Source organism: Xenorhabdus sp. SGI246 (assembly GCF_040838225.1).
Taxonomy (GTDB): domain Bacteria; phylum Pseudomonadota; class Gammaproteobacteria; order Enterobacterales; family Enterobacteriaceae; genus Xenorhabdus; species Xenorhabdus indica.
Map to the genome: position 1 here is coordinate 1 of NZ_JBFPEZ010000054.1, position 22,517 is coordinate 22,517.

The 22,517-nt window shown below is 38.9% G+C and carries 16 protein-coding genes and 4 pseudogenes; 9 read left to right on the forward strand and 11 right to left on the reverse strand.

Going from position 1 to position 22,517, the window contains the following annotated elements:
- Positions 1-144: 144 nt before the first annotated feature.
- From hemG to pepQ, 4 genes are read right to left on the reverse strand one after another with little or no spacing between them, the layout of a single operon-like run.
- Positions 145-687 carry a menaquinone-dependent protoporphyrinogen IX dehydrogenase gene (gene hemG / locus ABLA85_RS13380; protein ID WP_367964834.1) on the reverse strand — a complete coding sequence of 181 codons (543 nt, stop codon included), beginning with the start codon at positions 685-687 and terminating at the stop codon, positions 145-147.
- 36 nt (positions 688-723) lie between these two features.
- Complete coding sequence (gene trkH / locus ABLA85_RS13385; RefSeq protein WP_367964836.1) at positions 724-2,175, reverse strand: Trk system potassium transporter TrkH; 1,452 nt, start codon at positions 2,173-2,175, stop codon at positions 724-726.
- Positions 2,176-2,212: 37 nt separating this feature from the next.
- Entirely contained in the window at positions 2,213-2,824 is a 612-nt protein-coding gene (locus tag ABLA85_RS13390) for an IMPACT family protein (RefSeq protein WP_367964838.1), read from the reverse strand.
- The gene (gene pepQ, locus ABLA85_RS13395; protein ID WP_367964840.1) at positions 2,824-4,158 is read right to left on the reverse strand and encodes a Xaa-Pro dipeptidase; all 1,335 of its coding nucleotides are present in this window, start codon (positions 4,156-4,158) and stop codon (positions 2,824-2,826) included. The genes ABLA85_RS13390 and pepQ overlap by 1 nt, the downstream gene beginning before the upstream one ends.
- A gap of 271 nt (positions 4,159-4,429) precedes the next feature.
- Here pepQ and fadB point away from each other — a divergent pair, with 271 nt between their 5' ends.
- Positions 4,430-6,616, forward strand: coding sequence for a fatty acid oxidation complex subunit alpha FadB (fadB, locus tag ABLA85_RS13400; protein WP_367964842.1), 2,187 nt, complete (start codon positions 4,430-4,432; stop codon positions 6,614-6,616).
- An 11-nt stretch (positions 6,617-6,627) separates the two neighbouring features.
- Positions 6,628-7,791, forward strand: coding sequence for an acetyl-CoA C-acyltransferase FadA (gene fadA, locus ABLA85_RS13405; protein WP_367964844.1), 1,164 nt, complete (start codon positions 6,628-6,630; stop codon positions 7,789-7,791).
- 276 nt (positions 7,792-8,067) lie between these two features.
- Here the strand turns inward: fadA and fre are convergent, their stop codons facing one another.
- Complete coding sequence (fre, locus tag ABLA85_RS13410) at positions 8,068-8,769, reverse strand: NAD(P)H-flavin reductase (RefSeq protein ID WP_367964846.1); 702 nt, start codon at positions 8,767-8,769, stop codon at positions 8,068-8,070.
- Positions 8,770-8,779: 10 nt separating this feature from the next.
- Positions 8,780-10,252, reverse strand: a complete 1,473-nt coding sequence (ubiD, locus tag ABLA85_RS13415; protein ID WP_367964860.1) for a 4-hydroxy-3-polyprenylbenzoate decarboxylase — start codon at positions 10,250-10,252, stop codon at positions 8,780-8,782.
- Between the two features lie 578 nt (positions 10,253-10,830).
- On the opposite strand from ubiD, the gene rfaH reads away from it, so the two are divergent.
- The 6 genes and pseudogenes from rfaH (at position 10,831) to pcp (ending at position 15,521) form a co-directional block, all read left to right on the forward strand.
- Entirely contained in the window at positions 10,831-11,319 is a 489-nt protein-coding gene (gene rfaH / locus ABLA85_RS13420) for a transcription/translation regulatory transformer protein RfaH (protein WP_367964847.1), read from the forward strand.
- A gap of 315 nt (positions 11,320-11,634) precedes the next feature.
- A complete protein-coding gene (locus ABLA85_RS13425; RefSeq protein ID WP_367964849.1) occupies positions 11,635-12,099 on the forward strand; it encodes an aminotransferase class I/II-fold pyridoxal phosphate-dependent enzyme in 465 nt (154 codons plus the stop codon).
- Between the two features lie 481 nt (positions 12,100-12,580).
- Positions 12,581-12,730 (forward strand): annotated as a pseudogene (locus ABLA85_RS13430) (helix-turn-helix transcriptional regulator); the annotation flags it as partial.
- A 319-nt stretch (positions 12,731-13,049) separates the two neighbouring features.
- Positions 13,050-13,793 (forward strand): DUF969 domain-containing protein, encoded by a 744-nt coding sequence (locus ABLA85_RS13435; protein WP_367964851.1) that lies wholly within the window; start codon positions 13,050-13,052, stop codon positions 13,791-13,793.
- A complete protein-coding gene (locus tag ABLA85_RS13440) occupies positions 13,790-14,809 on the forward strand; it encodes a DUF979 domain-containing protein (RefSeq protein WP_367964861.1) in 1,020 nt (339 codons plus the stop codon). Before ABLA85_RS13435 ends, ABLA85_RS13440 begins: the two co-directional genes overlap by 4 nt.
- 64 nt (positions 14,810-14,873) lie before the next feature.
- Entirely contained in the window at positions 14,874-15,521 is a 648-nt protein-coding gene (gene pcp, locus ABLA85_RS13445) for a pyroglutamyl-peptidase I (RefSeq protein WP_367964853.1), read from the forward strand.
- A 94-nt stretch (positions 15,522-15,615) separates the two neighbouring features.
- Here the strand turns inward: pcp and ABLA85_RS13450 are convergent, their stop codons facing one another.
- Genes ABLA85_RS13450 through ABLA85_RS13460 form a run of 3 tightly spaced genes read right to left on the reverse strand, consistent with a single transcriptional unit; the run spans position 15,616 to position 19,240 of the window.
- Positions 15,616-16,779, reverse strand: coding sequence for an MFS transporter (locus ABLA85_RS13450; protein ID WP_367964855.1), 1,164 nt, complete (start codon positions 16,777-16,779; stop codon positions 15,616-15,618).
- Between the two features lie 9 nt (positions 16,780-16,788).
- Positions 16,789-19,119: an aldehyde dehydrogenase family protein gene (locus tag ABLA85_RS13455; protein WP_367964856.1), complete on the reverse strand. Its 2,331-nt coding sequence runs from the start codon at positions 19,117-19,119 to the stop codon at positions 16,789-16,791.
- A complete protein-coding gene (locus tag ABLA85_RS13460; protein ID WP_367964858.1) occupies positions 19,106-19,240 on the reverse strand; it encodes a hypothetical protein in 135 nt (44 codons plus the stop codon). Before ABLA85_RS13460 ends, ABLA85_RS13455 begins: the two co-directional genes overlap by 14 nt.
- A 127-nt stretch (positions 19,241-19,367) precedes the next feature.
- Here ABLA85_RS13460 and ABLA85_RS13465 point away from each other — a divergent pair.
- Positions 19,368-20,630: pseudogene (locus ABLA85_RS13465) on the forward strand (IS4 family transposase).
- A 1,508-nt stretch (positions 20,631-22,138) separates the two neighbouring features.
- On the opposite strand, the pseudogene ABLA85_RS13470 reads toward ABLA85_RS13465, so the two are convergent.
- Together ABLA85_RS13470 and ABLA85_RS13475 are read right to left on the reverse strand one after the other, a co-directional pair.
- Positions 22,139-22,270 (reverse strand): annotated as a pseudogene (locus ABLA85_RS13470) (IS110 family transposase); the annotation flags it as partial.
- An 8-nt stretch (positions 22,271-22,278) separates the two neighbouring features.
- Positions 22,279-22,517 (reverse strand): annotated as a pseudogene (locus ABLA85_RS13475) (hypothetical protein); the annotation flags it as partial.

Here is a 22,517-nt window from a genome sequence, read left to right on the forward strand (position 1 = left end):
ATCCCGACTGTTTTGTGTGTTTGTCGTGACAACGGATGCGCATTATAGGGCGTTTTCCGGCGATGACAATAGTTTTTTTGCATTTTTTTTCTGTTCGCGTTTTTTTTCCTCAAAACGACGTAACAATCAGCGAATAGATTGCTTTTAAGGCGCTTTTTGACACGTTAACTGTAAAAACATCTTTGAAAAATGATCTACTTTAGCCCAATCGGTGTATTCAACCTCTTTGGTTGTATCCGTTTCTCCTCCCGTCATGCGCATAATGAGTTGAATCATGAAGCGATCAAACCAACGATAACGGGGATAAAGCAAAGCTCCTGCAAAAACATCACACAAATCTGGCTTCCACGTGCTTTTTGTCAAAAACCTGCGTAAATAGGCATTCGTTTCCGGTGTACTTTTTTCTGGTTTTCTCGCAGTTAAATTGACACTAAAGAATGCTGTCGGCATTTGACTCAATTGCTTTTGATGGCCCGTGACAAACTTATACAACACAGAATTAAAGTGACCATAACGTATTGAGGCTCCTACCATTACTTTATGGTAAGGAGCCAAATTCATATGCTTAACTGTAGCAAGATCTCTTAAATCACATCCTATACCCGCACGACGAATATTTTCCGCGATACGAGTAATAATTTTCTTAGTCTGTCCATCCTGTGAGGAATAGAGCAGTAAGTAGTTCATAGATACGTCCTTTTAAATAACGAATCATCTTAATAATTAGTCGCGCCAGAAAGTCGGTGTGAATAGGACTAATAAAGTGAAAACTTCCAAACGTCCAAACAACATCGTAACGACCAATATCCACTTGGCTGTCGGATTCATCGTAGTGAAGTTATCCGCTACAGTTCCCAACCCTGGTCCCAGGTTATTCAATGTTGCAGCAATAGCCGAAAAGGCAGAGAATTCATCAATACCTGTTGCTATCAGTAGCAACATACTAATGATGAAAACCAATGCATAAGCGGAGAAAAATCCCCAGACTGCCTCAATAATTTTTTCCGGCAATGCCCGACGTCCCAATTTAATAGTATATACCGCGTTCGGATGTACCAAACGTTTCAGTTCGCGGGAGCCTTGTAGAAACAGGAGCAAAATACGGATGACTTTCAAACCACCACCAGTTGATCCGGCACATCCACCAATAAATGCAGAGCATAATAGTAAGAACGGCAGAAACAGAGGCCACTTGGCAAAACTGTCTGTTGTAAACCCTGCCGTCGTTGCCATTGAAACAACCTGAAAGAAAGCATGATTAAGTGCATTTAATTTGGATTCATAAACAGAATGCTGCCATAAAACCAGTGTACACAGTACGACTAATGCTAACTGGATACTGATAAACATGCGAAATTCAGGGTCACGCCAGTAGACTGTCAAACTTCGCCCGGAAAGCACAGCAAAATGTAAGCCGAAGTTACAACCGGAAATCAGTAGAAAGATCGCAATAATAGTATTAATTGTCGAGCTATTGAAAAAACCCACGCTGGCATCATGTGTTGAAAATCCACCAATTGCGATGGTAGAAAAGCTATGAGAAATCGCATCAAAAATTGACATTCCCGCTGCCCATAGTGCAATCGCACAGGCAATGGTCAATAAAACATAAATCAGCCAAAGAGTTTTAGCTGTTTCCGCAATACGAGGACGCATTTTATTGTCTTTTAATGGTCCCGGCATTTCAGCCCGATAAAGCTGCATTCCACCGACGCCCAACAAAGGCAGGATCGCAACAGCCAATACAATAATTCCCATTCCCCCCAACCATTGCAGCATTTGCCGATAAAAGAGAATTGCTTTAGGAAGGGAATCAAGACCAACAAGCGTCGTCGCCCCTGTTGTTGTCAGGCCAGAAAAGGATTCAAAAAAGGCATCTGTAATCGAAAGGTTAGGTTTTTCAGAGAAAATAAAAGGTAATGCTCCGACACTGCCCAATACTGTCCAGAACAGAACAACTATCAGGAAACCCTCTTTAGGTTTCAATTCATGTTTTTGTTCCCGATTGGGTATCCATAGTATTAAACCAATAAAGAGCGCAAAGATGAATGTCTGACTGAAAGCTCTGCCTGCACCATCTCGGTAAATTAATGCCACCAACCCCGGAATAATCATTGTGACAGAGAAAATAATAACAAGTAGCCCGACAATACGAGTTATGGTGCGAAAATGCATTCAGCAGGTTCCTTCGAAATCCTGTATGACAAAACAGTTATTTTTTTGATGTTAAAAAAAGCGTACCGCGACTTAAGTCACGTAATCTATTTCCTATTTCCTCTGCAAGAGTAGCAGGTAATGACATGTGCAATGTAACATTTTCAGTATACTCACTAGCGAGCACTTGCCCTGAAAATTGCTGTAACAGTTGTTCCACCATGGAAATTTGTGCATATTCGCACTGCAACTGATACAGTTTTTGCGGCACTTTATACTTTTTTTCCAATAGCTTAAGTGCCTGCTGGACACCGTTACCATAGGCTTTCACTAATCCACCTGTACCAAGCTTGATACCACCAAAATAACGAACTGATACTGCGGTGATCTCTCCTAAGCCACTCCCGGTTAATTGTGCAATCATCGGCTTACCCGCAGTGCCGGTAGGTTCTCCATCATCTGAGAACCCCAATTGCTGAGAGTCATCAGGCGCACCTGCGACAAAAGCCCAGCAGTGATGCCGGGCATCAGGGTATTGTTCCTTGATACCTTGGATAAATGCTTTCGCCTCATCTACCCCGCTGGTATGTTCCAACAGGGTAATAAAACGACTTTTCTTTATTTCTTCAGTAAAACTGACTGAAGCCGCAGGAATTAAATAAGGCTTCATTACGACAACTGCAAATCTCTGGTCATGTTTTCAATTCTTCCATCGTGAATAACGATATTATCCTCAATGCGAATACCACCATAAGGCTTAAGCATATCGATTTTTTTCCAATCGAAATGTTTGCTGTATTCACTTTCCCGCCAAGGCGTCAATAAAGTTTCAATGAAATAAAGACCCGGTTCAATAGTCAAAACCATTCCCGGCTCTAAGATACGTGTACAACGTAGGTAAGAATACATTTCCGGCGCAGCCAGATGGGTTCCGCTATCATCTTGCATAAACCCGGCAGCATCATGCACCTGTAGGCCAAGTTGATGACCAAGTCCATGTGGGAAAAATGGCGTTGTTAGCCCTTTCTCAACCATGACGTCTTCACTAATTCCAGTAATGATATCGTGTTTTTTCAGTAACCTGGCTATACGATGATGCATATTGATATGGTAATCGGTATATCGACTACCAGCTTTAATCGTGGCTATAATCGCCTGCTGCTCATCATTCAATCCTTTAATCAGAGCGGCGAACTCGCTGTTAGATTTTGCTGCATAAGTTCGGGTGATATCCGCAGCATAGCCATTATATTCCGCCCCGGCATCAATCAAAAAACTGCGAATTTCGGAAGGTGCGGTTTGTTGTAACTTTGTGTAATGCAAAACTGCCGCATTTTCATTTAAAGCAATAATATTATCATAGGGAACATCAGTATCACGGTGGCCTGTTGCTATTAAATAGAACATATTGATTTCGAATTCACTGACACCCGACAGAAATGCGTCATGTGCGGCCATATGACCATTTACAGCCGTTTTCTGCGCTTCACGCATACAAGCCAGTTCATAATCGGTTTTATATGAACGATGGTAACTTAAATAATCTATAACTACTTTAGGATTAATATTGTGATTGAGGAGCCCCAAAGATTTTGCACGATCGACTTGCTCACCGATATATGCTGTATATTGTTTTGGTAACCCATTCAGTGCAACTTTGATATCACCAGCCTTAGCCAAATGAAACATTTCTACTTCTTCAGTCCAATAACCATGAGGCAATGGTTCCACACTGTGCCAATAATCCACCGGGGAGTAAAACCATAGCTTGGGTTTATTAATACCATCGATCCATAACCAGCAATTCGGTACATTGGTTACAGGAACCCATGCTTTGAAATGCGCATTTGCCTTGAAAGGATAATGGCTATCATCAAGAAACACTCGTAATAACTCACCAGAGTGAATAAGCAGGGCGTCTAACTGACTACGTGCCAATATTTCTCTGGCACGTTTTTGCAATATTTTAATATGTTCTTGGTACAGAGATGCCAACTTTTCCATTTTATTAGCCTTTAGGTTATCTGGCTGGAATTTAAATTTTATCACAATTCCTTTTTTTTAGTGTCATAGGAGAAAATCCATTTCATAGGAATTAACTGATAATATTTATATTTTTCAATGCAATAATAAAAAATATCACTACACATCATAAATCTTACCTGTGATCTGCCCTACAAAAAATTAATCATTGATTTGCATTCACTTAACACACTAATCACAATCAACTGCATCTGGTCATACCAGATGGTATGCACTCATTGAGGAGAATGACATGCTCTACCTAAGTGAAACTATTCAAGTAAACTGGCTGAAAGATGGCATTGCAGAACTGATCTTCAATGCGCCATCTGCAATTAATAAATTAGACACAAAAACTGTTGCATCACTAGATAAAGCCGTTGCTACCCTTGAGCAACAAACTGAATTAAAAGGGCTGTTAATACGTTCTGAAAAACAAGCCTTTATTGTTGGTGCAGATATCACAGAATTTTTATCTTTATTCAGCGCACCAGCAGAAAAACTTCATGAGCTGTTGAATCTCGCTAACAATATTTTCAACCGAATTGAAGATCTCCCTGTTCCTACAGTCTCCGCAATCAATGGGTATGCGCTTGGCGGTGGTTGTGAGCTAGTACTTTCTACTGATTTCCGTATTGCGTCACCCGATCTTCGAATTGGTTTGCCAGAAACTAAACTGGGCATTATGCCAGGCTTCGGTGGCTCCGTCCGTATGCCACGCCTAATTGGTACTGACAATGCCCTTGAGATTATTACCGCAGGTAAAGATATCAGCGCAGAAGAAGCACTGAAAAACGGTTTAGTGGATGCGGTTGTCTCTGCTGAAAAACTGATTGATGCTGCTGTTTCTATTTTGGAACAAGCCATCAAAGGTGATTTGGACTGGAAAGCGGCCCGCCAACCTAAGCTGTCACCACTGAACCTCAACGAAGTTGAGCGCACTATGAGCTTCACCGTAGCAAAAGGTATGGTAATGAAAGTTGCAGGCCCTCATTATCCTGCTCCAATTACTGCCGTGAAAACCATAGAGAAAGCTGCCACATTGGGCCGTGATGAAGCATTGAAACTGGAAAGTGAAAGTTTTGTCACATTAGCACACACTTCGGTTGCTCGCGCTTTAGTCGGGATTTTCTTGAATGACCAATATGTAAAAGGTCTGGCAAAAAAACATCTGAAGGAAGTATCCACTCCTCAGCGTGCAGCCGTTCTGGGTGCAGGCATTATGGGAGGCGGCATTGCTTACCAATCAGCACGTAAGGGTGTTCCAGTGCTGATGAAAGATATTAATCAGAAAGCGCTGGATTTAGGTATTAATGAAGCGGCAAAGTTGTTGAATAAGCAATTCGAACGCGGACGTCTGGATGCGATGAAGATGGCTAAAATGCTGTCATCCATTCAACCAACCCTGAATTATGCTGGCATTGAGCAGTCACAAGTTGTTGTTGAAGCCGTCGTTGAAAATCCGAAAATTAAAGCCGCAGTTCTAGCAGAAACAGAATCCCATATTAATGATGACTGTATTCTGGCATCTAACACCTCCACAATTCCAATCACTGAACTGGCAAAATCACTGAAACGACCAGAAAACTTCTGTGGTATGCACTTCTTCAACCCGGTTCACCGTATGCCATTGGTTGAGATCATTCGTGGGGAAAAAACATCAGACAAAACGATTTCTACTGTTGTCACTTACGCCAGTAAAATGGGCAAAACGCCAATCGTTGTCAATGACTGCCCAGGATTTTTCGTAAATCGTGTCCTGTTCCCTTATCTGGCTGGCTTCGGCATGTTATTGCGCGATGGCGGTGATTTCCGTCAAATCGACAAAATCATGGAAAAAGAATTTGGCTGGCCGATGGGTCCTGCTTACCTCATTGATGTTGTTGGTATTGATACTGCTCACCACGCCCAGAGTGTTATGGCACAAGGTTTCCCTGACCGTATGAGCCGCGATTACCGGGATGCCATTGATGTATTGTTTGAAAACCAACGTTATGGCCAGAAAAATGGTGTTGGTTTCTATAAATACACCCAAGACAAAAAAGGCAAACCGAAAAAAGAACAAGACGAAACCACAGATCAATTATTGGCAGACGTTAATCAACCTAAACAAACTTTCTCTGGCGAAGAGATCATTGCTCGTACCATGATCCCAATGATTAATGAAGTGGTTCGCTGTCTGGAAGAAGGTGTTATTGCCAGCCCTGCGGAAGCAGATATGGCACTGGTTTATGGTTTAGGCTTCCCTCCATTCCACGGTGGTATTTTCCGTTATTTGGATACGATGGGAACCGCAGCTTATGTGAAACTGGCTGAAAGTTATACCCATTTAGGCACACTTTATCAAGTTCCAGCCGGCCTGAAAGCGAAAGCTGAGAGCAATGAAAGTTACTATCCTGCCGCAGCAAAACTTGCTGTTAATCCCGGTGAAACAGCGTGAGGTCTGAAAACATGGAAAACGTAGTCATTATTGATGGTATCCGTACCCCTATGGGGCGCTCAAAAGGTGGAGTATTCCGTCAGATCCGTGCCGAAGATCTCTCTGCACATTTGATGAAATCGATACTCAAGCGTAATCCGTCAGTACAACCTGAACATATCGACGATATTTCTTGGGGCTGTGTACAACAAACGCTGGAACAAGGCTTCAATATTGCCCGTAACTCCGCCTTACTGGCCGGGATCCCTCACTCAGTTCCTGCTGTTACAGTAAACCGTTTGTGCGGCTCTTCAATGCAATCATTACACGATGGTGCCCGCATGATCATGACGGGTGATGCCAACATTGCACTGATTGGTGGTGTTGAGCATATGGGACATGTACCGATGACTCATGGTGTCGATTTCCATCCTAAGTTAAGTCGTAATGTAGCAAAAGCAGCCGGTGTGATGGGTTTGACCGCTGAAATGCTGGCGAAAATGCACGGTATCAGCCGCGAAATGCAGGATGAATTCGCCATGCGTTCACACCAGCGCGCTGCACAAGCGACAGAGTCAAAAGCCTTTGCTGGTGAAATCGCGCCAATCCAAGGGCATGATGCTGATGGTAATCTGAAACTCATTGATTTTGATGAAGTAATCCGCCCCGATACTAACCTGAAAGACTTGGCTGCCCTACGTCCTGTCTTTGATCCCGTCACAGGTAGTGTGACCGCAGGCAACTCTTCCGCGCTTTCAGATGGTGCATCTGCGATGTTAATCATGAGTGAAAGTAAAGCTCGTGAACTAGAGTTAACACCCCGTGCTTGTATCCGTTCAATGGCAGTTGTCGGCTGTGATCCTTCTATCATGGGTTATGGGCCTGTACCTGCGACACAAATGGCATTGAAAAAAGCAGGCTTGAACCTTTCAGATATTGGCATGATTGAGTTAAACGAAGCATTTGCAGCTCAATCTCTGGCTTGTATGAAAGGTCTGAAATTGCTGGATAGCATGGACGACAGAATCAACCTGAATGGCGGTGCTATTGCTCTCGGCCACCCACTGGGTTGCTCTGGTGCTCGTATCACTACAACCTTGCTGAACTTAATGGAGCGTAGAGATGTCCAATTCGGGTTGGCAACAATGTGTATAGGGTTGGGACAAGGCATTGCCACGATTATTGAAAGGATCTAGTTGTTGAGTTATTGGAGTTATCTGACGATTATTTATGCGTATTTTCCCCTTGTCTGTCTTATCTATTGCATCACTCTAATAAGTTGTTGCCGTAGTTTCCCGCCTGTCAGGGGCGGGTTTTTTTATTTCTTATATTTAATAGATTCAAATACTTAATAGATTCAAATTGTGTATCAGGATAGTAATCAGATGATTCCCCAGAGGCATAGCTAACTATGTGACTGGGGGGTGAATACTCGGGACACCTGAAAAGTGGTGAGAAGTATGGCGATTGGCTCAGATAAACTCGAATGCATCACCATACATGCGATCGATGCAAGCATCACGTTCACTACAAAACCGTTCACGGGCAATTTTAGCCATCTCAAAACGGCCTGCTATATAGATATCATACGGGGCCAAACTGCCAAAATCTTCCAGAACGGCACTTAATACAGTCCCCGTTCTTCCATTCCAATTCCCATCAATCTGTTCAACTACAGGAACAACAGTTAAATTAGGATAACATTCACTCAGTGCCTGCAATTCTTCTAAATCGTAGAGATGCTGCAATTCGCGGCCACCCCAGTAAATTGCAATTTCGCGGTTAGGATCTTTTTCTAATGCGGCCAGTAAGATAGAACGGGTATAAGAAAACCCTGTTCCTCCTGCAACTAATAGCATCGGGTTTTTACTATCTTCACGAAACCATGCTTTCCCGTGTGGAATATCAATATCAATAACTTTCTGATCCAGGATCCTGTCCATCACCGCCATTGCATACAGATTTAATTCAGAAGCACCTATATGCAATTCAATCGTCTGTTTTTCTGATGGCGGTGATGCCATGGAGAAAGGGCGTTTGTCCCGCTCATCCATAACCACCATAAGGTATTGCCCTGCACGAAAAGAAAAAGGCGAATCAGGTAATAAACGAACCCGATAAACTGTATCTGTAATGGAGTCAACCGATGTTACTTTACAGCTTAGTGTTGTCATGCGTTCCCTCTTATCGCTTCAAAATATCTAATTGATCCCAAATCTCATCGACACGGGCCCGGATTTCATCACTCATGACTATCGGACGCCCCCACTCCCTTTGTGTCTCTCCCGGCCATTTATTTGTTGCATCCAATCCCATTTTTGAGCCAAGCCCAGAAACCGGTGATGCAAAATCGAGATAGTCGATTGGTGTATTTTCCATTAAGACAGTATCCCGTTGCGGGTCCATTCGCGTCGTTATTGCCCAGATGACATCATTCCAATCTCGCGCATTAATGTCATCATCGCAGACAATAACAAATTTTGTGTACATAAATTGTCGCAAATATGACCAAACCCCCATCATGACTCGCTTGGCATGCCCTGCATATTGTTTTTTCATCGTCACGATAGCAAGCCGATAAGAACATCCTTCCGGCGGTAGATAAAAATCGACAATTTCAGGAAATTGCTTTTGTAGAATTGGGACCAGCACTTCATTCAATGCTACCCCCAATACAGCAGGTTCATCTGGTGGACGCCCTGTATAAGTGGAGTGATAGATGGCATCACTGCGCTGAGTAATATGTGTGACGGTCAACACTGGGAACATATCTACTTCATTATAATAACCAGTGTGGTCACCGTATGGCCCTTCTGGAGCCATTTCACCCGGCTCGATATACCCTTCAAGGATAATTTCAGCACTAGCAGGCACTTCTAAGTCATTGGATAAACATTTCACTACTTCTGTTTTATGTCCACGTAACAGCCCGGCAAAAGCATATTCAGACAACGTATCAGGGATAGGGGTGACAGCTCCCAAGATTGTGGCAGGATCAGCTCCCAGTGCAACAGCAACGGGGAATCGTTCGCCTGGATGAGCCTGACACCATTCCTGAAAATCAAGCGCACCACCACGGTGTGATAACCACCGCATGATAAGTTTATTTTTCCCCAAAACCTGCTGACGATAGATGCCCAGATTCTGACGCTCTTTATTTGGCCCTTTGGTTACAGTCAGCCCCCATGTTATTAGAGGAGCGGCATCTTCGGGCCAGCAGTGCATCACAGGAATACGGGTCAAATCAACTTCATCCCCCTCCCAAACCTGTTCCTGACAAGGCGCAAAACTAAGGCGCTTAGTTGGCATATTCAAAACTTGTTTGAATTTTGGCAGCTTCTCTACCAGGTCACGAAAACCTTTCGGTGGCTCAGGCTCTTTAAGAAAAGCCAGTAATTTGCCAACATCGTGTAGTGCCTTAACATCATCCTGCCCCATTCCCATTGCAACCCGTTTAGGAGTACCGAACAGATTACATAAAACCGGCATTGAATATCCTTTTGGATTCTCAAACAATAAAGCAGGACCATCGGCACGAAGAGTACGATCCGCGATTTCTGTCATTTCCAGATAAGGATCAACTTCCATACGAATTCGTTTTAATTCACCAGATTGCTCTAGCAGGGAAAGAAAGTCTCTTAGATCGCGGTATTTCATCTTATTTAATTGTACCGATTTGCAAGGAGGGAGAGACATTATAAGCCTTCCCATAAAGGTTACAAGGTAAACCCATAACCTACTAAAAATCAATGAGTTTATTGTAATCTTGTGGATTAGGTTGCTGAGATACAATGAAACATTACTCAGACTCCACCTGTTTATCAAATTGTTCAGAAAACTCTACATTACACTGAAAGGTTTTAAACCTTCCATTTCTGTCACTAAAACTGCCACTAAAAAAATAGTGCTATTCTTCTAGCATGGATTTTTTCGATATACCTATTGATATAATTCAATTGATTTTAATAGTAAATCCTTTGTTAATTTCATCTATAAAAACAAAATAAATTCATAAATATACATAAAATTGGTCAATGTATAGTTAAATGCTATAAAACATGAACTTTTACTGGTAACAAACACCTACTGGCTATAAAACCATGTTTTCCCCCTAAACGCATTTTCACTTTATAGGTGATCCTTGTATATCAGTTTTGTTATGCTTCACTTTATAGATGATCCTGGTATATCGGTTTTGTTATGCTAAGTACATTGTGTAATGGAGTCGGAATATTATGGGAAACTGGTATCTTCTTTACTGTAAACGCGGGCAAATCTCTCGGGCGATAGAAAACCTGGAGCGACAGGATGTTATTTGCCTGACACCCACAGCCAAAATTGAAAAAATCGTTCGAGGTAAAAGGGCAACCGTAACCGAACCCCTCTTTCCGAATTACCTTTTTGTGAATTTTGATCCGGAGGTTATTCATACCACTACCGTCAACTCAACACGTGGAGTCAATCATTTTATCCGCTTCAGCACGTACCCCGCTGTTGTTCCACAACAGTTAATTGATGAGTTAATGAGCGCAACTGAACAGGAGTTTACTGCACCAGAAACCCCTGTTTCTGGTGATACTGTACTGATAACTGAAGGTATTTTTGAAGGTATTCAGGCCATTTATAATGAACCGGATGGAGAAACCCGTTCGATTCTTCTGTTGAATATACTCAATAAAGAAGTCTCCAAGGTATTGGATAATAAACAGTTCATTAAAGTCTGATTCAATTAAATTCTTCTCAGACCGTCATAAATAACTCCATTTTTGAGTAGGGGCTATTTGTGACGGTTTTTCTCATTAAGCATTAAGCCTGCTAACCTAGCCAATATAGTTGTGATTGGAAGATTACCACGCAAGGTAAAAATCATGACAATAGTCACATTTTCACACTTCATGAAACCTGTTACATGAATAATAAGCTCTTCTCACATTCCGGCTGAAATGAACGAGTTATCCTCGTGTGAATTAAGAATATTTTCGTTTGAAGATCAATTAAAATTATAGAAAAAACATCCAATAATTATTAAAGGTTATATAATGAGTCAAATCACTCCTCAGTTAACAAATATGTGGGATAAAAGTCATGAATCATGGTCTGTAAAAGATAAGAAACTCCATCTTATATATGCAAACAAGGTGTTTATTAAATTAAATAATTTATCTGACGATTTTGATGTTACAGGGTATACTGAAAAAGAATTACCTACACCATTTAATCATCTTGTTCACCTCTTTGAAGAGTTAGAACAAGCTTTAGCATCTTCTGCTCCTTGGTGCCGAATGATCAAATCAGAAGGTACATATCTGGCCTGGCTGGATTGTCGAAATTTAGACTTAGATGATAATACGTTGCAACAAGTATTAATACAAAAAGCCCAAGTCGCTGTTTCAATGGGATGTAGTTTTGGTGATAAAGGAAAAGGATTTATCCGAATTAACCTAGGCTGCCCCCGTCAGTACCTAGAAAAAGCAGTCGCAGGTTTGTCTGAATTAGCGCCTTGAAAATAAAAAACAAAGTATTAATAGCTCTGTTTTAATCCTATGAATATACCTGAAACTTTTCTTGTGAAAAGTTTCATGTTATTAGTTTCAGTGATTTTTGTATAAGACTAAAGTGGTAGAAATAGTCCTATCCTCCCTCATATTGATTAATTACAACACTATTTTTATATCTTATTTAGATTCATTTTTATATTTTTTTAAAAAATTTCCCTGGAGTTAGTGCTGGTATAAGATACTAAGATATCTATACTAGGACATTAATCTCCTTTGATAACAAGAAAATATTCTCAATTTGGAAATATTACATGCAGTTATCAAATGTTCACGCATTAATTCTGTCAGTAAAATCAGAACAACAAATATCCATATTGATTCTTTTATATCCAACGGATACTTAAAAAGTTTAATCATTTTCGGAAATGTTGGAAGCGTATGAGAAAATTCTACTTATGAACACTCCGATTTTTAGGGGGGATTACCCTATCGTACTGTTGAAAACTATACAGCACAAATATATAGAAAAATTGGTGTTAGTTCCGCTCAACAATTGGAAGAATACTGTCGATTAAATAATTTCGATCTCTATGTACCTGAAAGGTTTTTACAACCTGAAAGCCGTATTTTTATTTGAATTTCAAATATTGGCAATACTCACAACAGAATGTCCGTGTAATGTCACGGATATTGATCTTAGAGAGGATTACCGGATCTTTTCTGCCAACCAGACGTTTTACCTCTAGCCAGCTAGCAAAATAGCGCCATTAATTAAACTGTTTTTCAACCAATAAGTGATCTGCATTCCATTTTTGCAATCTGATGCAAATTTGCATTGATCATTCTTTGATCGCAACCTATTTATTGTTCAACAATTTAAAACAATAAGACAACAATCTATGCGATTTAAACCAACAATAGAACAATACTTCATTTATCCAAAAGGGAAGTAAAAGATGCAGAACACAATCAATTTCTGGCCCTTAATCGGGATCGCAGTCATCATAGTCGGTTTTATTCTGAGGCTTAATCCTGTTTTGATTGTAACAATTGCAGGGCTGGTTACTGGGTTAGCCGCCGGTATGCCAATCCTCGATATTCTGGAAAAACTCGGCTCCGGGTTTCTTAATACACTGAATCTATCTCTGACTATTTTACTGCCTTTAGTCATCATCGGCCTGCTGGAAAGACATGGGTTAAAAGAACAAGCTCAACGTACAATTGCCCATATCAAGAGCGCCACAACAGGACGTCTATTGATCATCTATTTATTTATACGTGAAACCTCTGCTGCTCTGGGGTTAACCAGTCTGGGCGGGCATCCACAAATGGTTCGTCCACTGTTGGCGCCTATGGCAGAAGGGGCTGCCGAGAATCAATATGGTGATTTGCCTGACCATGTCCGTTACCGAATCCGTGCTATGTCCGCTGCAACGGATAATACCGGATTATTTTTCGGTGAAGATATCTTTGTCGCATTCGGTGCCATTATTTTTATGCACAATTTTATGCTGAACTCCGCTGGCATCCAGACTGAACCTCTGCATATCGCCATGTGGGGTATTCCGACCGCTGTTTGTGCTTTTTTAATCCATTCAATTAGGCTATATCGCCTTGATAATCAGCTTGCCAAAGAAATTGCTTCCCTGAACCATGCACCTTTAAACCCGATAAAGCAGGCCAGTAAGGAGGCAAGATAATGTTTCAATTACAGTATCTCTACTATTTAGCGGGTGTTATTTTACTTATTATTACTGTGATGTCCTGGCGCGATAAAGCCAATCCCCGTCGCTTGACTACCGGCCTGTTTTGGGGACTTTATGGCTTTATTTTTCTATTGGGAGACTGGAGCTACCGTCTGTTAGGTATCTGGATCAGCGACGAAACTCATACGACAAAAATTGTTCATATCGGAGTAGGAATTCTGGTGGTTGTAATGGCTTTGCTAGCTGGGTTTGGTGGAGTACGTTTAGGTCATTACCACCAATCTACACCCAAACAGCGGCAGGAAAGTGCAGCTCGTCTCGGCAATCGCTTATTTTTACCTGCTCTGCTTATTCCCGTTATCACTATGATTGGCGTCCTGCTGTTCAATCATGTCCCAGGATTAGAACAAGCAATTTTCGGCGAAGGTAATCATACGACGTTGATTACACTGTTTTCTATTAGCCTTGGCTGTCTGATCGCATTGGTCATCGCCATATACATTACCCATGAAAAAATCATGCAGCCTATGCAAGAAACTCGTCGATTGTTGGACTCTATCGGCTGTGTGTTCATTTTACCGCAAATTTTGGCAACTCTCGGATTACTGTTTACTGCCGCAGGAGTGGGCACGATTATTTCCCATCTGACGGAGAGTTATCTGGCTGTCGATAACCGATTTATCGCTGCAATGGCTTATGTATTTTGCATGGCGTTACTGACCATGATCATGGGAAATGCTTTTGCTGCTTTTCCCATTGTGACAGCGGGGATTGGTATTCCTATTCTGATCTTGCAACATGGAGGCAATCCGGCAGTGATGGCAGCAATTGGGATGTTTTCCGGCTATTGTGGTACGTTGATGACACCAATGGCAGCAAATTTTAATCTCGTCCCTGCCGCGCTATTGGAGTTACCTGATCGAAATGCCGTTATTAAGGTGCAAATTCCTACTGGATGCACCTTACTGATTACCAATGTGTTTTTGCTCTATTTCCTGATGTTCATATAAGACAATTAGTTATAAATACATTAGTCATAAATACATATTTATAAAATAACGACAGGAAACAGCTATGAAAACAATTTTAATCACTGGTTTTGAGCCTTTTGGGAACGAAATCATCAATCCTTCATGGGAAGCAATAAAACCACTGCAAGGCAACCAAATTGCCGATGCAAATATTGAAACTCAACAACTCTCCTGTATTTTTGATACTTCACTGGAACAGCTTTACGCCGCCATTGATAAGCATCAGCCGGAAATGGTGATTTCCATCGGGCTGGCAGGAGGCAGGCCAAATATCAGCGTAGAGCGGGTTGCAATCAATATCAACGATGCCAGAATTGCTGATAATGCAGGTAAACAGCCAATTGATACCCCGGTTATTGCCGGAGGCCCTGCAGCTTATTTCTCCAGCCTCCCTATCAAAGCAATGGTCAATGAACTGAAGGCAGCAGGTATTCCAGCTTCTGTCTCTCAAACAGCCGGTACTTTTGTCTGTAATCATGTGATGTATGGCTTATTACATTACCTGTCACATAAATATCCTGCTGTTCGTGGAGGATTTATCCATGTTCCTTATTTACCAAAACAAGCTGTGAAATATACTGATATGCCAAGTATGTCTCTGGAAGTCATGATGATAGCGTTAAAAACAGCTATTGAAGTGGCGTGGAAAAATAAATCAGATATTGTTGTAATCGGTGGTGCGACGCATTAAGTTTACCTTTCATATTTCAAGTTGCAGCTTTGTTGGCTGCATCTTGAAATCTATAGGCTCATAAATCTTCTTAATCGCTTGATAAATTCACCCTTCACTCCTTAAGCAGAACGATAGGCTTTTTAGGAAGCAAGTGAGAAAACATGAACAAAAACCCGACCAAAACAAGAATAATAATGAATCCTTTTTCATTAAATATATCCATTGCAACTCCAGTCATTAAAGGCCCTGTCAGACTGCCTATACCCCAAATGATACCAAATAGAGAATTTATGGTAATTAATGTCTGTCCTGAATATTTTTTCCCCGCTCTCACCAATGATAAGGTATAAATCCCGCCTCCAAATGCTCCCATAATGATGACATCAAGCCATAAAAAGATAGAATTTACAGTAAACGGCAATGCCAATAAGGAAAGAATGAAAACCACGCCACAAATCATGTGCATTTTTTGATGGTTAGTTTTATCTGCCAGCCATCCTATAGGAACTTGAAGAATTGCATCGCCTAAAAAAATCACAGTTATCAGCGTAATGGTAATTTTTTCGGGTATTCCCAGTGACAAACCATAAAGTGGAAACATGGATAATGTCGTTGCATCAAAAAAAGAAAAACAAAAAACACCCATCATAAGACAAGGTGCAGACATAACTAATGGTAAGACAGAATATCTTATTTCTTCATTTTTTTCTGTCGATTGTGATAGTGATACGGAAGGATTTATTAAAATCAGGAAAATACAAAGAAACGAAAATATACCCAGTAAAATTGAAGGAATAAGTGAGATAATGCCAACGATAGAAATCAATAATGGCCCCAACAATTGACACCCCGTGAATACTGAAGTGTATAATCCCATCAGAGTTCCTTTGTATTTATCATGGGCATTATCGCTAATCCAAGATTCTCCAACAACGACAATAACACCACAAGCAAACCCCATTAAAAATCTTGGAATAGCAAGATAATATACTTGGTTTAAGTAAGTAGACAAAAATGTAGAAACTGCCAGCAATAATAAACTAAAACTTAATATCTTATTTAATTTAAACAAACGAGTAAGTATTGGTGTCAATATGGCGGAAACAAGCATCCCTACAGCTGGAAGAGCGGATATTATTCCCGTTATAATTGGAGTGTGATTTTGTCCTGCCAGCTTTAAACTGACCATTGGTAACGTATATCCCATAGCTAATCCTACGAGAGACGCACTCAATATAATGGACACCACATATGATTTATTAAAGTTGGCAGTCATTTTTATTTTTTACCTGTTATATGGTTCAACTAGATATTGATATATATCTCTTTGTGGTAGTGTACTTCCGTTAATTCTATTACCATCATACCAAAGACATGACGCTGCAGGTCCCTGCCCGCCATATGGGAGATAGCCATGTTCCTCCAGATGTAAATCAGTATTGTGAAGAATACTGTCTGGTAAGTGTAACTTTTTATTTAATTGCTGGTTAATATAATCACTTGTACCAAATAAAGAAATGTACATAGCATTAGCTGCATAACTTGGATGAGAAAAATAACCCTCTAAATCTTTATCTAGGTTATACCTTTGCAAAAAGAAAACTGGAGCAAAAAATTCTTTGTAATTACCCCCCAAAGAAAGAGGCTTTTCAAATACAGTTGGTTTTATCATACCATTTATCGGGTTTATTTCTCCTCCGTAGGTACAATAATCTCTATTTATTTTAAACATTGTGGCAATTTTTACACTATGATCAATGTCACTATTAGGACCTACTATATTATCATAGTCAGAATAAGGTCCTACTTTACCCTCAACTTCTTTTAAAGAAACAATTAACTTATCCTTAACCAAATCATATATATCGCCGTGCACTAATATAGAATTAGGACCTGCACAATCTTGCCCTTGATTATAGAGTACAACACGTTTAATACTTTCGATAGCTAAATCTATATCTGCATCCTTTGATATAATAAGAGGATTATGTCCAGCTCCATTTAATATAAACAATGTATTTTTTCTAAAATGCTTACGAACCTTAATCGCATTTTCTGGTGTACCTGTAAAAATCACAGCATCTGTAATTTTCACCCTTTTACTTAAAAATAATTCTTTATCTTCATAAGAAACTGAAAATGATTCAGATATTTTTGACATATCAATGACATTTTCAAATTTTTTATAATGATAATGCATTGCAGTAGGAGGACGAATACAAGCATTTACTGCCATTAAAGAAGGTATAAAACCAAAGCATACGGATGCGTAAATTGGTTGATTCAAAGGTAGAAATGAAGTGACACCATAAATTTTTTCTTGAAAAAAAGATTCATTTTTTTCAATATTATCCAGAACGTCTATTGAACGATAGATTTCATCTTCAGTAACGCTCCTACATTGATACTCAGAGAAAGCATTAATTAATACATGTCTATTCTTTTTCAATTCATTAGATAGTTCAGAACATTTTTTCTTGACATCTTTAAAATTAATCTTTCCGAATAACATTACCATATTTAAATCATTTTCCTCATGTGAAATTTTTCCAATAAAACTTTCTATGCTAGCATGTTCTATTTTATTTCCTTCTGTTCCTCCCACTATTTCTTCTTTTATTTTAATTGGATTTTCAAAACATTCAATAATATCTTCTAACTTATTTACTTCTATCCATGTTTTAATTTTAGGGCCATAAGTAACACCAAAAAGCCCCCTATAAAGTAACAAGCATATTTGAGGATAACCTACATCCATAAAGTATTTTCCATACGAATAAAATATGAAATCCAAAATATCTTTTTTAGATGAATGGTTATTCTTCTTTATATAGTTAACTACACTAGAAAAATATTCATTTTCTTCATTTGTTTTCAAACCATTTTTCTTGTTATTGTTATCTTTAGTTTTTAAGTAATAATTATAACTAATAATCAATTTTTTTTCTGATATAACCTCTCCTTCTCTTAAATATAAATCAAGGAATTTTTTAGCTGCAGAAATACTCATTGGGTTTGATGCTTTTAAAATATTTGAAATCTTTAAAAAAGACAATCGTTTTTTATTATTTTTTAATATATTAACCTGATCATTTAATCTAGGCGATTGCTCTATATAAAATTTAGTTGATTTTTTAGGATCCTTTGATAAATAAATTTTAATGGCATCTTTTGTTAAAAGATTTTTAGCATCATTCAGAGAAAAACCATTACCTTTTGATTTGGATATTTTTTTTCCACTAGAATCTAGAAAAAGTCCATATTTGTAAAGAGTAGGAATAGGCTTATGTAATAATTCAAAAATTTGTCGTGAAACCGTTGCTGAATCAATTAAATCTTCACCATGCATTTCAAAATGAATATTCCTACATAGTAGGCGCATACTCCAATCGGCTTTCCATTGAAGTTTAGCCTTCCCATTCAATACTGATACTGTTTGTTCTTGATCTAAAATCTCTCCTTGATAAAACTCCTGAAGTTCTATACCATATTCATACCCAGGCTTATTAACAATTTCATCTGAAGGTATATAATAACTTATCTCTCCCTTGTCAGGATTAATATTTGTTATTTTAATATGCTCGAGCACTTTCCCAGTTTTTTCAGAAATAGGCATTTGGATCAGGGACTTTATTTATAGGCAACCCAAGATATTTTTCCAGCTCTTCTGGATTGGGTATATTAGTTGGTATTTTTCTGAATGGGTCTAAGTCATCAGAAATAATATAAAAATTCACTCGCCGACCTAACCTATTTCATATACAGGATCTTAAGCAGTAACCGTATATTTTAGATAGAAAAAAGGCTTCATTTATGATCTGATTATCGTCGCCAAACAAATATCAAAAACCCCGGATGAAGCCTATGACGATTATTGCTATAAAACACCAGTTAATGCAATTATTCAGTGACGTTTCTTTGAATAAAATAGCCTTTGGCTGTGGGTTCACCCAACGTGTCAGAAATATTGAGCCACGCACGTTGATCCTCAGTCTGATTTCTGCACTCAGTACCGGTAAAATTAACGCCATTGCCCAATGACATCAGAAGTATAACGGCCTATGCCCCGACGCCCAGCAAGTCAGTTACCGGCCTTTTTATAATCAATTACGCAAACCGGCTTTTGAGGCGTTTATTAAAATCATCGTCCGATTTTTTATGGCTCAGTGGGTTGAAAAACAAGTAGCGATACCTAAAAAATTGGCTAAATTTCAAAATGTTATTTTACAAGATGGCCGCTCATTTCAGGTTCATCCTGCTCTCGCTGAAGTCTTTCCTTATCGCTTCAAAACAACCGCTGCCGCCGTTGAATGTCATATAACAATGTCATTATTCAGTCAAACACCAACAGCAATGACCGTTACAGCAGATACCGCAGCGGAACGCGCTTATTTGCCTGCTCCGGCCGAATTGAAGGGACAACTTCTGCTTGCTGATGCGGGGTATCCTGATTTTGACTATTTTGAACAACTCTCGCATTCAGGTGCTTCATTTATTGTCAGAGGGAAAAAATCCCTCAATCCCCTGATTGTCGCCGCCCACAATGGACAAGGAAAATTGTTACCTAAACTGGCAGGAAAAAGGTTAAAAACGGTCACGCGCAGAATTCACCGCTCTGAAGTGTTAGATTTGCATTGTCAGCGTAACGGTTATGAATTTCGCATTATCCGCCGTTGGCTTAAGGAGGAAAAACGGTTTTGTATTTGGCTGACGAATTTACCGGCGGAAGAATTTACACCTAATGATGTGATGGATATTTATCGCTGTCGATGGCAGGTCGAGCTGTTATTTAAGGAGTTGAAATCCCACACAAACTGGCAAGGTTTTGCCACCCGGAAAGACTCGTTAGTCACCGGACTTATCTGGTCAAGTCTGCTCACCTTACTGGTCAGACGGACAATGGCAAGACGATTATTTCCGGCGGTTTCCTTACTTAAAGCGGCGCAAAATACGGATATCTGGTTGCGGCCAATAATTGAAAACCTGCTACAAAGGGCATGGTCGGAAACCTGTTTTTGGCTGGAAAAAGCCAAGGATTATTTATGCCGGAATGCCTTCAAAACCCGACAAAGAAAGTCATGTAAAAACAAGACATTGGAAGCGTGTTTTGAAAGGCTTAATTTTTAAGATCCTGTATATGAGCACGGATAATAGAGAAACTTAATATCCTTTCAAAAAATAATACTTGAATCAAAATTAAAAATAATCAATTACCACATATAACACATCTATATAACACATCATCGATTAAATTTAATTTCAAAGCAGACAGGCACAATATCATTAAAATTACTTATTCAAAAATAATTTAATTAAGATCATTAAAAAAATGAAAAAATTATAGCGTTTATATACAAATAATAATTGCAACAACATTATGAATAAGATAAATAATTACATGCTCCATTAAATAATTAATTAGGTGTTTTACAATCACGGTATTTTCGAAAAAATTCATTTAATCCATTTTTCGTGATATTTATCCCCCGTCCTTATAAAATATTAGCCAATCTCCATTTTGGGTAGTAATATATAATTAACTCATTGGCATTTTAATTTATTAATTTTTCAATGAGGGAAAAAGGAGGATATCTCCCGGCTAAAACTTTAACTGATATACTCATTTTAAGAGCCCTCAAATTTATTATAACTTTTTATAAAAATAAATTCTATGTCGATACTCTTAAATTTAATCATTATTGCAATTAACAATTTTCTTTCAATTAATCATTACCATATATTTCATTATCTTTTCAAACTATGGTACTACCTTCCAAATCACCAATACTTTGCTTTTTATAAAAAATTTTTTGTATTTATCAATACTTATTCTGTATTTTTATGTTCCCTCTGCGTTCATAACTTTAATATCGTTTATCATACGATTTTCGTCAATACTGAGATACCATCATAAATTACCATTATTGTTTTTATTCTTCTTGCATTTAAATAATATATCATCATGCCAAATTTAATTTTAAAATATATATCACAACCAATTAAATACTTCAGTTACTATTTTCACATTTTTTATTAATATCATAAACACTCTATACGTAGTAGGGTATTGAATAATAAAAAAATAATAAAAATCTATTTGAAATAAAATAACACACCCTTTTCTTTATATATCAATATATTATTATCATTTTTCAACTAACAATATATTTAAGTTGAATACTCATTACTTAAGCCACATAAAAATAAATATAATAAAATCAATGATATAATCAACCTCAATATAAACACAAAACATATAATAAAATTAGTTATTATATGATGGTTAAATATATTATTAATGATTTCACAATCATGAATAAGAGTATAGTTTTATATTGCACAAATAAATTATGATAGTATTTATTTTTCCATATGAAAGGTTAAATCTATGGTCACCCTCTTTTTTGCAACACTCATTTTGATGAAATTTTGGCCTGCTTAAATCTATCCGGCGTCACTATAGGCAAGGATGCCTGCGCCTCGATGAGTTCCGCGCCTGATGTTACTAAAAAACCACTCGGCTTTAATAATCCATCTTAACCTTTAGATTTCTCATCAGGCCGATAGGCCGTTTATGTCATCAGTCTCCGCAAAACCAGTGGAGTCATGTTCAAATGTATTAATTATGGTGCATATCAGGCGTCAAATACCGTGTGTTGCGTCGTGATTGCCCAAGCTATCCGGGCAAATTTATTCGCCAGTGCACAAGTCACTACATTGGAGTGTTTTCGTTCAAGTTGCTGCATGACCCAATCAGCCAGCTTGCCTGAAGTGGTCAATAAAAATTGGTCACTGACTTAGAGGCTTCCCAAAATAATCTTTCTGATTCATTGGGGGTGAATCCGTTGTTATACCAGTGAGGGCGAAGCTGACTGTAATAACCTGTTATATACTGAATGATTGAATATCTGGCTGCCATAAAATTTGCCTATCCCTCTAAAGGCACCCATTCGTTTTTTAATCTCCTGAAAAACCGTTCCATTACGAACCAGAGCAATTGTCCAGAGTGCATTA